General features: G+C 32.5%; 7 protein-coding genes. 3 read left to right on the top strand and 4 right to left on the bottom strand.

All coding sequences use genetic code 11. The annotated features are described in order from the left end of the window. Nucleotides 1–34: 34 nt before the first annotated feature. Nucleotides 35–5,608, top strand: a complete 5,574-nt coding sequence (locus EDB96_RS12010) for a fibronectin type III domain-containing protein (RefSeq protein ID WP_134141000.1) — start codon at nt 35–37, stop codon at nt 5,606–5,608. Then, a complete protein-coding gene (locus EDB96_RS12005) occupies nt 5,609–6,634 on the top strand; it encodes a hypothetical protein (protein WP_057118610.1) in 1,026 nt (341 codons plus the stop codon). Nucleotides 6,635–6,781: 147 nt separating this feature from the next. Here EDB96_RS12005 and EDB96_RS12000 read toward each other — a convergent pair whose 3' ends face one another. Next, nucleotides 6,782–7,690, bottom strand: coding sequence for a LamG domain-containing protein (locus tag EDB96_RS12000; RefSeq protein WP_166669296.1), 909 nt, complete (start codon nt 7,688–7,690; stop codon nt 6,782–6,784). Between the two features lie 270 nt (nt 7,691–7,960). Here EDB96_RS12000 and EDB96_RS11995 point away from each other — a divergent pair, with 270 nt between their 5' ends. Further along, entirely contained in the window at nt 7,961–8,164 is a 204-nt protein-coding gene (locus tag EDB96_RS11995) for a hypothetical protein (protein ID WP_134140998.1), read from the top strand. A 111-nt stretch (nt 8,165–8,275) separates the two neighbouring features. Here EDB96_RS11995 and EDB96_RS11990 read toward each other — a convergent pair whose 3' ends face one another. The 3 genes from EDB96_RS11990 to EDB96_RS11980 all read right to left on the bottom strand — a co-directional run bounded on the left by EDB96_RS11990 (nt 8,276) and on the right by EDB96_RS11980 (nt 12,688). Then, nucleotides 8,276–9,193, bottom strand: a complete 918-nt coding sequence (locus EDB96_RS11990; RefSeq protein WP_134140996.1) for a LamG-like jellyroll fold domain-containing protein — start codon at nt 9,191–9,193, stop codon at nt 8,276–8,278. 322 nt (nt 9,194–9,515) lie between these two features. Continuing rightward, nucleotides 9,516–10,556, bottom strand: a complete 1,041-nt coding sequence (locus EDB96_RS11985) for a PLP-dependent cysteine synthase family protein (RefSeq protein ID WP_057118614.1) — start codon at nt 10,554–10,556, stop codon at nt 9,516–9,518. Nucleotides 10,557–10,627: 71 nt separating this feature from the next. Beyond that, the gene (locus EDB96_RS11980; protein ID WP_134140993.1) at nt 10,628–12,688 is read right to left on the bottom strand and encodes a S9 family peptidase; all 2,061 of its coding nucleotides are present in this window, start codon (nt 12,686–12,688) and stop codon (nt 10,628–10,630) included. Nucleotides 12,689–12,826 lie beyond the last annotated feature (138 nt).

Genomic DNA, 12,826 nt, shown 5'->3' with positions numbered 1-12,826 from the left:
GATTTTAAAGTATAATAGTTATAAAAACACCCAAATGCTAAAAAAACTACAATTTCAACTATTTCTAACCCTTGGGTTTTGGCTTTCGGCAATGGTTTCTGGTATAGCACAGACTTTTCCAGTTACTATAAGTACGCAGATTACACAGCCATCTCCAATCTACTTAAACAATTATGCCGATGCGACTACCATAAATAGTCCTATTAAAGTGCAGATTGCCTTAAACGATTTAACGATTTCTAATCGCCAGATTCGATTAAAATGTTATTTCCAAGGACAGTCGATTTCGCTGATGACAAATGATTTTGTAGTTGGATCGAGAGATCTTTTTCTAGAAGGTGGAGTTCCGCTTCAGTTGACCAACGTAGATTTAGCACCATACTTTGAATATCAAAATCTTCTTGGAGTTAACCCAAATCAATATGCTCAGGCACTTCCAGAAGGCATTTATACTTTTTCTGTTGAGGTTTATGATTTTGCGACCAACAAAAAACTGTCTAAAAAAACCAGTGTAACAACGATCATTTTTCAAAATGATCCACCTTTCTTGAATCTGCCATTGAACAATGCTTCAATAATGCAGCAGAACATTCAAAACATTATTTTCAGCTGGACACCGCGACAAATCAATGTCAGCAATGTAGAATACGAATTTTCATTAGTTGAAATCTGGGATAAATATACTCCAGTTCAAAATGCATTTGCTTACTCACCTCCTCTTTATACAACCACAACACGTTCGACTACACTGCAATATGGCGTTTCAGAACCGCAATTACTTCCTGGCAAAAAATATGCTTGGAGAGTAAAAGCAAAAGCTCTCTTGGGAGCTGAAGAAGTTGGTGTTTTTAAAAATAACGGATACAGCGAAATTTTCTCTTTTACTTACGAAACCTATTGTACGGCGCCGCTGGCAATCACTACCACAAATATCAGCCAAGATCAAGCCAAAATAACGTGGAGCGGTGACATTGATAACTTTGACTATCAGGTAAATTACCGCGAAAAAAATGCAGATTCAGATTGGTATAAAATAGTTACACCAAGAGAATTTGCAACTATCAGCAATTTAAAACCAAATGCAACTTACGAATATACAGTTGGTGCATCTTGCGAAGTTGGTAAATATACCCACAGTACAATTCAGGAATTTACCACAATGGCAAAAGACGAAATTGCTTTTGTAGGCTGTGGTATTAAACCAGATCCGGCAGATTTAGCCAACAAAAATCCGCTTCCAGAATTATTTGCCAATGATGTAGTAAAAGCGGGAGATTTCCCAATTGTAGTATTACATTCAAGCGGAAGCAACGGTAAATTTAGCGGAGACGGTTATGTTACTTTACCATTCTTAGAAAAATTCAGAACCCTTATAGATGCTGCAAATGCGGCAGGTGGCCCAGATATTGGAAAATATTCTCGTATCAGAATCACTTTTGATAACATTGGTGTCAATACCGATTTTAAACTGATTTCAGGAGAAATTATCGCGAGTTATGATCCTACATGGAGCAACATGGCTGATGGTGATAAAATCCTTACCGATATTTTAGGAAGTGACGGAAAACCAATTGAAGGAAAACTAGATTATGTTGTAAAATCGGCGACTTTAAATCCTGATGGAAGTACAACTATCATTGGAGAAAATGGAGCTAAAACAACGCTTCCAAAATCTCCATACGATCAGGTTTATACGGATAAAAACGGAACTACTGTTACAATTCCTGCTAACGGAAGTGCTGCGCCAACTATTGGTGCTCCTGCCCCTGGCGGAAAAGCAACAGCTTCTAATACAAATGGAATGTCATCTAGCGGAGAAGTTGCTCAAATTTCATCTCCAGATGTAAAAATTACTTTTGAAGATAGTAAAGAAGCCAAATATGCTTTTGACCCACAGCCTGAAAATGGATCTGCAAAACTTAAAAGCAGTTACGAACTTATTCCAACAGGTGACGGAAAAGTTTATAAAGTTAATTACAAAGCAGTATCAGACTTAAAAGGAGACGATTATGTTATCGCAAGAGCAGAATTCTCTAATGGCAAAAAAAGCTCTGATATTGTCTTTAAAACAAGCTCCGGAGGAAAAGTTGATGCTGAATGGAACACATCAGACAATACCGCAAAAATTTTACTGAAGAAAACGCTGAATTTTGGTAAAGATGCCATTATTGCAACAGTAAAAGGAGCACCAGTAAAATCGGTACAAGACACAACTAAAACTGTTGAAGGAAAATCTGATGTTGCAGGTAAATTAAATGTTTGGCATTTAACCAAGAAAACCCCAATTAGTGTAACCTTATTAGGAATAAATGGAGCGAAAACTCCAGATAATGCTGATGCAGCAAAATTCCTTAATGATGTTTATAACAAAGCTGGTATTGAGTTTACAGTAATATCTCAAAATGTAAAAATTAACGATCTGCCATCTGAAATAGAAAGTGGCAACAGTGATCTTTTAAATGTTTACACAGACGGCCAGATAGACATAATAAGTCAGATAGAAGCTAACACAGATTTTAAATACAACGATAAAACGTACTATGTTCTATACACTGGAAAATCGGGCCAAAATGGTTACGATGGTTTTATGCCTTTAGGCGGTCAGTACGCCTTTGTATTTAATAACGGAAATCTAAAAACTGCTGCACACGAATTAGGACACGGTATTTTTGGACTAAAACATCCATTTTCAACAGAAGCAGAATCAGGTAAAACTAATCTTTTAATGGATTATGGAAATGGTACTGTTTTATCTCACAACGATTGGGACATCATTCATAGCGGTGGATGGAAATTCTATGGTTTCCAGAAAAGTTCTTCTGGGGCTTTGGCTGGTGGATATGGAATATCTCCAATGTTTGAATTTGTCAAAACTCAATTGACAAGTGTCTATTCAGGAGATTATATTGCAGATGATGGTTTTACATCTGGTTTTAGTGACTTATTAGATAAAGAGATCGTAAATTATGTTTGGGATGATAAAAAACATGAGTATGTCTATATTCATGAACTAAATGGTATTGAAAAAAGAGAAATTCACGCAGTAACAAAAACTGTAACGGGTAATCCTTGGATCTGGTTATTTGCGAATAATAAAGGTGAATGCAATGTAGATAAAAAATACATTAGGACTAAATACGAAAACATAAAATCTTTCATTAGTTCTGGAAATACTGCTGGTTTACAAAGATATATAAAATCAATACTTGATGACAAATTTAAAAAAGAAGGAGTAAACGATTTTAGAGATCAAGTATGGGGTATTTTAAATTGTACATCTGATAAAGGTACTACAGGTGGAACTGGTACTGATATAGCGTATAAAGATTACTTGGGTGGCTTAGGTAAACAATCAAATAAAGGATATAAACCAGACGCAACAAATGTTAATGCACAAGAAAATCATACATATGATTATTCCGGTGTTATTTCAGAGAAAGAGAAATTAAAAATAATTTCTCAAATGAAGAATATCAGCACTGAATCTGGTCTGATTGCTAAAATTTTCATTACTGATGTCAAAACTCTTCCAGAAAAGAAAAAAGAAGTTAGCGATTATTTAGCAAATTTATCAGGTTCTCAAGTAGCAGTTTGGATAGATTTTAACGCTAATGGAGAAGCTACGGTAAAAACCATTATAGGATCTGCAGTTAATGGTAGTGGAAATGGAGATGTGAACAAATTTTTGGCTATTGTAAGTGCTGTAATTCCAAAATTCGATGGTACTTACAATTATTTCAATCCACTAACAGCAATTTTAGATGGTATTGCTAGTATAGTTACTAAAGCCAAAATTCCAGAGCGTTTTTATAATCCTGAAATTACTACTAATGATTATAATCCTATTTTGTATTATGCAGGCTTGGTAGACCCGTTTGCATGGTCTGCACTACTTGGCGATCAAATGTTGCAACAAAATAATATTACAATTACCAATTCAAAGTTGGTAAAAATTAGTCATGTCCATTTTGCTTTTAAATGTGGTGTATGGAATGGTTTAGTAGATCAAGTAAAAGGACTCGCAGAAATGACTGCAATAGTTACCAATCTTATTGATGGAGGTGATCGTGCTGGAGAAATGTGGGAAGGAATTAAGAAATTAGACATTTGGTGTACAGAGAGTAAAGATGGAAATGTCTGCATATGGAGTCTTGTTAAAAAATCGCACACAGGACAAACATGTCAAATCGCAGAAACTGTTGGCTACGATGTCGCTAATATTATCACAATTGCTATTTCATTTGCTAAAGTTGGTAAAGTTGCACAAATAGCAAAAGTTATAGAGTCTTTAGATATGGTAAGCCAAACTATGAAACTTGCAGGAAAACTTATCAAGATTACTGTTAAAGGAACTGGTACAGCCGCCAGATTTAGCTTTGCTGTTTCTAAAGCTTTTATTGCTCCTGGTTTAAAATTCGCAAAATTAAATAAAACATACTGTGCATTATTTCCTATTGCAATAGATTTAACAGAAAACGTTGATAATGCTGTTAGTAAAGCCAAAGAATTACTTAAGAAAAGTCCAGCAGATTTTGAGAAAGCAGTGACAATATTAACTGAACCAGATGTAGATGGAAACGTAATTGCGGAAATTGTTGAGAATGGAGAAAAAATCAAAATTTTATTAAATGAAAGTGAGGATAAATTAAGGAAAAGTGCAAGCGAAATTGTTGAAGATGCAGGTGAAGCTATTGTAGCACGTCTAAAAAAATTAGGTTTAGTTGAAGATGATATAAAAAATGCACTAGAAAAAATAGGTAGTTCGCCTACAGATAGCAGTAAATTATTAGAAATTCTTGAAAAAGCTCCATTTAAAGATGATCTTTCTAAATTAAAAGATCTTCTTAAAGATATAACTGCAAGTACTGATCTACAAGATTTTGTAAAACAAGGTAAAGATTTTACAAAAGAATGGTTAATTTTAGAAGCATATCCTAGTTTTAGAAAACTAGGTGTACATATTGACAAAATAAGTTCTATTTTAGCTAAGGGACATGTTAGTGTAGATGATCTAACAACTATCTTAACGGTGAATAAAGGATTAGGTAAAAGGGCTACTGATTTAACAAACTTTTTAAATGATTTAGATCATTTTGCATTATATGCGAGACAAGATGGTTTTGGATCAATTATTTCTGGCCTGAAGGCACATTGGTTTAATGGTGCTGGGGCAGATGGTGCTAATTGGGTAATTGCTGTCATACGCAAAGAAGGTGATAATGTTTTTGTACCATCTAGAACTAATTTTGAAGTCTCTGCATTAGCAAATACTCGAAGATATGATGCAATAGTTGGTGAAACTGGTAATAAATCAGCAAAATATTTTGAATTTAAATCATATAGCAAAGTACCTCCGACTGATTTTGCAAAACAATTTTTGGGGGATTTAAGTAATGGGGATATAGTTGATTTAAAACAGTTGCAATGGCTATTCGATGCAGGCAAAAACCCTCCCGATTTTGCTTCTAACATGAAAAAAGCAATAGATAACTTAGAAATTACAGATGATATGGCTAAAAAATTCTTGAAAGATGTTGAAAATCCAACCGCTTCTAAACTAAAAAAATATTTAAAGGAGGATTTTGATGAAATATTTAAATTGAAATAAATGAAAATATTAGCTAAAATAGATAATGTTAAAAACAACATTTGGAATATAGATAATAATATAATTATCCTAAAAGATAACACATTAATTAATCTAGATACTAAAAGAGAATTAAATTATAAAAACGATGTTATTAGATGTTTTTACAGCAATAACTATATATATTTTATAAAAAAAAATGAGTTAGTCCTGTTAAATGTTGATTTCACCATTGTAAATACAATAAATCAAAGTAATGCAACAGGTTTAAGTATTTTCGATGAGAATAATTATGTGATTTGGTTTGAAAATGAAGATGGTGATGAATACTATAGTTTTTATAAGGAAAATAATGCAGAGGGAACTGCAGATTCTTTTTTTGGAAAATTTTTAGATATTAGTTATAGTTATAGATTTAAAAAAAGAAAAGAACGAAGCTCATTTGTACTTTCTAATTTATTAAATACTAATACATATTTTGAATATAAATGTGAACCACATGAAGAGATTGCGGGAGATATAATTAAATATAAAGGAATTTTAACTTTTTATACAAGAGAGATTGAAAAAGAGTTATATGATTCTAAGTATTGGATTAATGTACTGGATATTAAAACACGGCAAATAATTTATAAAATTCTTGTTGAGCATTATGGAGCTAATTTTAATTACAAAAAAGGGCAATTTGTCTCCATACAAGCAACAAATCAAAACAATAAAATAGTAAAAAGTTATGAAATTTTAAATATCAATAATGGCGTAATTCAAAGGGATAATTTCAAATTCAATGAAGAAATGTTTTCAGTAGGTACGGCAGTCCAATACATTGACAACAATAAATTATATTTTGTGGATAATGTATATTCTTACGAAGAACAAAAGAAAAAGTCTCCAAAAATTGGTTGTTTTAATGTAGAAACAAAGCAAATAGACTTTTTTGAAGAATTAAAAGAAGCAGAAGGTTTTTCAATAAATCAAATTATAAGCAAAAACGATTTAATATATGTAAAAACTGATAATAATGAAGTGTTTACTCTAAAAATTTAATTTTATTATAATTCAAATCATGCAAACCTCAAAAATAACAAGATACGCCATAATATTACTAGTAGTTTTATTCGTAGTAATTAGCGTATTAAGCTAAAAATAACGCCTTTTGAAATTCAGAAGGCTTTATTTTTTTGAATATGTAACTTATTTTTTTGGAGAACCATTTGTAACCTTAATCAAATAAGTTCCTTCGGGTAGATCGGCAATATTAGATCCGTTGGAGTCCATTATTTTTTTGCCTTGTGAGAAAACCTCAATATTTTTTCCACCTCTATTGGTTTCATTTGAAGAAGAAGCAACAACAATAGGAGCTGGTGACTTTACAGGTGTAGGTGTTGTTTTCTTTACTGTGTTAGCAACAGGCGAGGCTTGTGCTGGAGCAGCAATAGCAGCAGTTGCTTTAGAGCTGTTATAGGCTTCCCTAACCTGCTCATCTGTCATAGCAACAGTATATAATCTAAGATCGTCAATATCTGCATTGATACTTGTTGCGGTATTTAATTTTCCTATATTTAAAATATAACCCTTTGCCGAACGCTGAATTCCTTCAACAGATTTTAATAATTCTCCATTACGGTAAATTTTAGAGACATTTCCATCATAGGTTATGCTATAGAAATACCAAGTTTCTTTTACAAGCGGTACAGAAACTACAACATTATTGGCATCTCCCCAGCCAACCAAACTTAGATCAGAATTACCTGAAACTGCTGGCTGTTGTATCAATCCGAAATACTGTCCATTTGCTGCAGCCCCATATCCTAAAATATAATTGGCTGCAGTTACAGCATTAAATTTCACCCATACAGATATCGTCTTTGGCTTATTATCCTGCGGAAGATCACCTACCACAGCCTGATAAGCTTTGTTGGTAAGACGTAAAGCACTTTTAGGACTACCCATTCTGTCATTTACAAAAACAGGGGAACCTAAAAACGAAACTGAATTATCTGCACTATTTAAATTTCCGTTGAAATTAAATTCCTGAACCGGGTTTTGCGCGTTGGTATTTAAAAAACTTACAAACATTAAAGTGAGTAATATTTTTTTCATATGTATATATTTTTTTCAGAATATTTAATTTGAGACAAAACTTGGATGACAGCTATCTAAATGACCAGATTGTGCAATTTCAAGTTTCATTTATTTTTTTTATAAATTTTGTTAAAACTATAAATTTAATTCAGCATCACCAAACAATTCCTACATACAAATAAAGAATTCTCACAAAATAAAAGAACAAACATTGATAAACATTATTCCTATATTCTATTTTAAAAAATTATATTTGCCGATAATAGAACTAATTATCAATAATTCATTATGCAGACATCAAAATACACTAAAATTGCAGTAATAGTTTTAGTACTTCTATTTTTAGCCTTAAGCGTTATCAGTTGTAGTACTCATGTCCACACTACTTCGCAAGCACCAACAAGTAAAAAAATACCACCAGGACAAGCCAAAAAAGCTTCAGGAAGCAAAAGTGCAAAAGCGTATGCTCCAGGCCAGCAAAAAAAGTATTAAATGATAAAAGCCTTTTGAGATACCTCAAAAGGCTTTTTCCGTACTATTTCAAAAAATTAATTGCTTGCGCAATGTAAAAAATAACTAATATTAAAAACTAAGTAAAGACTATTATTTTGAAGTGATTTTTTTGGATGGAGCATTTGTAATTTTTAATAAATAAGTTCCCTCAGGCAAATCATTAATATTCATTGCATTGCTTCCCACTATTTTTTGACCTTGCGAATAAACCTCAATATTTTTAGTTGTTCCATTAACATCACTCGATGTTATAATTGTTCCGCCTGACAATTTACCTGACGTCTTCCCTTTTGTTGCAACAGTTTTTGAAGTTTTCATTTCCAATGCTGGTTCTGAAGCAATTACAATAACTGGTTTTTCTTTTTCATACAATTCACTAACCTGTTCTGGCGTCAAAGCAACATCATAAATCTTTAAATCGTCTACATCTGCATTGATTCCGATAGTAGTATTAATTTCGCCCAATCTAAAAATATTTCCTTTTGTAGATCGTGTCATGCCTTCTAAATATTTTAATAACTTTCCATCGCGGTATATTTTCGATGTTGCTCCTTCATACGTAATTGTATAATTGTACCAGACATATTTTTCTAGTGGAGTAGAAACTATAACATCATTAGAAGCTCCCCAAGCTGCTAAACTTAAATCCGAGTTAGAAGAAGCTGTTCCTTGCTGTAATAAACCACAATATTGCGCATTATAAGCATTACCATAGCCCCAAATATAATTAGCATTTGAAATATCGTTAAATTTAATCCAAATGCTAATTGTTCTTGCACTCTTACCTTGTGGCAGATTATCGATTACAGCTTCTAAAGCTTTATTAGTTAATCTTTGGGCGCCTTTGACATCTCCTGCTCTATCGGCAACAAAATTATCAATTCCCATAAAAGAAGTTGTATTTGCCGTATTATTCAAAGTACCATTAAAGCTAAATTCCTGAATTGGTGTTTGCGCATTTACATTCAAATAACTTACAAACAAGAATGTTAGTAGAAATTTTTTCATAATAATAGATTTTAGGGATTAAATAACTTATGTCATTTTAACACCACTAAACTAGATTATTACAAATGTGAGCGAAAATTTTTCCGACAACTTACCTAAATACTCGTTAAAATAACCAAATCTGAACATTTTAACCGTCGAAATGCATTATTAAGTTTTCAATAAGATTATCAAAATAACACTCATTATTTAATCAACTTAATAATTTCTTACGTATAAATACGGTATTTTAACAAATAATCTTTTTTACTTCTTAATTAGAAACCACAAAAAAACTCCATTCGCAATACGAATGGAGTCTGATATTTAAAAAAGTAATTAATTACTTTACGAATTCAATTTTTTGAGCTTCTTCTTCGTTAACACTATCAAAGAAACCTTGTTCGTTCATCCAGTCATCACTAAATACTTTACTCATGTAACGTGAACCGTGATCTGGGAAAATTGCAATAATGTTGCTTTCTTTTGTAAACTCACCCTCTTCTGCATATTGCTTAATAGCCTGCATTACTGCTCCAGAAGTATATCCAACAAATAAACCTTCTTTTCTAGTGATCTCTCTTGCAGAGTGAGCACTTTCTTCGTCGGTTACTTTCATGAATTTATCAATAATATCAAAATCTGTTGCCGATGGAATTAAGTTTTTACCTAAACCTTCAATACGATAAGGGTAAATCTCTTTGCTGTCAAATTCTCCTGTTTCATGGTATTTTTTTAATACTGAACCAAAAGCATCAACTCCTAGAATTCTAATATTTGGATTTTTTTCTTTTAAGAATTTAGCAGTTCCTGAGATAGTTCCTCCTGTTCCGCTGCAAGCAACTAAGTGCGTTATTTGTCCTTTTGTCTGTTCCCAGATTTCTGGACCTGTAGTGTTGTAGTGTGCATCAATATTCAATTGGTTAAAATATTGATTAATGTAGACTGATCCCTTTGTTTCTTCATGTAAACGCTTTGCTACATTATAATATGATCTTTCATCATCTGCAGAAACGTGGGCCGGACAGACATACACTTTAGCTCCTAAACTTCGCAGCATGTCAATTTTATCTTTAGATGATTTTGAGCTTACTGCTAATATACAATTGTAACCTTTAATAATGCTTACCATCGCTAAACTAAATCCTGTATTACCAGATGTTGTCTCTATAATGGTATCTCCCGGAGAAAGAATTCCTTTTTTCTCGGCTTCTTCAATAATATATAATGCTATTCTATCTTTTGAGGAATGACCTGGGTTGAAAGCTTCTACCTTTGCGTAGAAATTTCCTTCTAACTCTTCGGTGATTTTATTTAGCTTAATAAGCGGGGTGTTACCTATTAACTCTAAAACATTATTATAAGCGGTTATTTCTTCTTTCATAAAAAAATAGTTAATCAAAGGCCTTTTTAAATTAACCTTGATAGGTTGCAAATTTAACAAAAAATTTCTAATTAGCTTTTAATTTTTTCTAAATCTAATAAAAAACTAAATTCTTTTGCTAAGTCTTTTAAAGCCTCAAAACGTCCCGAAGCCCCGCCATGACCTGCATCCATATTGGTATCTAAGAACAAAAGTTTATCATTTGTTTTTAAATCTCTCAATTTTGCAACCCATTTAGCTGGCTCCCAATATTGTACCTGCGAATCGTGTAAGCCGGTAGAAACATACATGTTAGGATATTCTTGCGCTTTTACATTATCGTATGGTGAATACGATAACATATAATCGTAATATTTTTTGTTGTTTGGGTTACCCCATTCATCATACTCTCCAGTTGTAAGCGGAATACTGTCGTCAAGCATCGTTGTAATTACATCTACAAAAGGCACCTGAGCTATTACTCCATTGTACAATTCAGGAGCTTCATTTACAATAACTCCCATTAATAATCCGCCGGCAGATCCTCCCTCCGCATATAAATGTTCAGGAGAAGTATACTTTTGGTCTATTACAAATTTAGAGCAATCGATGAAATCTGTAAAGGTATTTTTCTTTTTTAACAGTTTTCCGTCCTCATACCATTGCCTTCCCAAGTCCTCTCCTCCTCTAATGTGCGCAATAGCGTAAATAAATCCGCGGTCTAGAAGCGACAATCTTGTAGAAGAAAAATAAGTATCCATTGTAATTCCGTATGAACCATAAGCATACAGTAATAAAGGATTTTTACCATTTTTCTCCAGTCCTTTTCTGTAAACCATCGAAATTGGCACTTTTACACCATCTCTAGCCGTTGCCCAAACTCTTTCTTCTATGTAATTATTTTTATCAAATTTTTCTCCTAGAACCTCTTGTTCTTTTAAGACTTCCTTGGTTTTAGTCTTCATGTTAAAATCAATTACAGAAGACGGCGTTGCCAATGACTGATAACTGTAACGTAAAATATCAGTATCAAAATCAACATTGGTTGTTGTATACGCATTGTATGTTTCGCTGCCAAAAGGAAGATAATAATCAGGCTCATCATTCCACGGCATAATTCGAATATGATTTAATCCATTCGAACGTTCTTCTACAACTAAATAGTTTTTAAAGATCTCGATATCTTCCAACAATACATCTTCTCTATGCGGAATAAGATCTACCCAATTTTTCTTTCCTGTCTTGTTTTCAGGCGTTTTCATCAATTTAAAATTGGTCGCTTTATCCTTGTTGGTCAAAATATAAAACGAATCCTCGTAATGAGAAATACTGTACTCTAATCCGCGAACACGAGGTTGGAAAACAGTAAATTCTCCATCTGGATTATTCGAATTAAGGATTCTATATTCTGTCGTTAAAGTACTCCCAGAACCAATAACAATGTATTTTCTTGATTTTTCTTTACTGATCGACACATTAAAAGTATCATCAACTTCATCAAAAACCAAAACATCATTTTCAGATTCTGTATTTAATTTATGTTTAAAAACTTTATCTGCCCTTAGCGTTACTTGATCTTGTCTTACGTAAAAAATGGTATTGTTGTCGTTTGCCCAAACAGAAGCCCCAGTAACATTTTCTATTTTATCTGCTAAAATTTCACCTGTTTCTAAGTTTTTAATTTGAATGGTATAAATTCTTCTTCCAACAATATCTACTCCAAAACTGGCAAATTTATTGTCGGGACTAATACTTAAACCTCCTAATTTGAAATACGCATGTCCTTTTGCCATTTCGTTGCAATTGAACAGAATTTCTTCCTCTGCAGAAAGACTTCCTTTTTTTCTAGCAAAAATTGGATAATCCTGCCCTGTTTCAAAACGGGTAATGTAGAAATATCCATTATAGAAGTACGGAACTGAAGAATCATCTTCTTTAATTCTTCCTTTCATTTCTTCAAATAGACTATCTCTTAAGTTTTGAGTATGAGAAGTCATACTCTCGTAATAAGAATTCTCTTGATTTAAGTAATCAATTACCTCTGAATTTTCTCTGTCGTTAAGCCAGAAATAGTTGTCAATTCTAGATTCTTTATGTTTTTTTAATGTTTTTGGAATTATTTTGGCCTTTGGAGCCGATATATCATTTAGCATTGAATTAGCATTAATTTTTAATATGAAGACGCAAAAATACTACAAACACAACAGAACAAAATTAATTTTTTCATAAAATATTCTATTGAATTAACACAGCAATATACTAATTTTGTCTGAAATAATTTAAAAAATCAA

It is taken from the genome of Flavobacterium sp. S87F.05.LMB.W.Kidney.N, assembly GCF_004366435.1.
Lineage (GTDB): Bacteria > Bacteroidota > Bacteroidia > Flavobacteriales > Flavobacteriaceae > Flavobacterium.
Note: the sequence above shows the minus strand (reverse complement) of the source record. Positions and strands in the feature narration are given on the sequence as shown.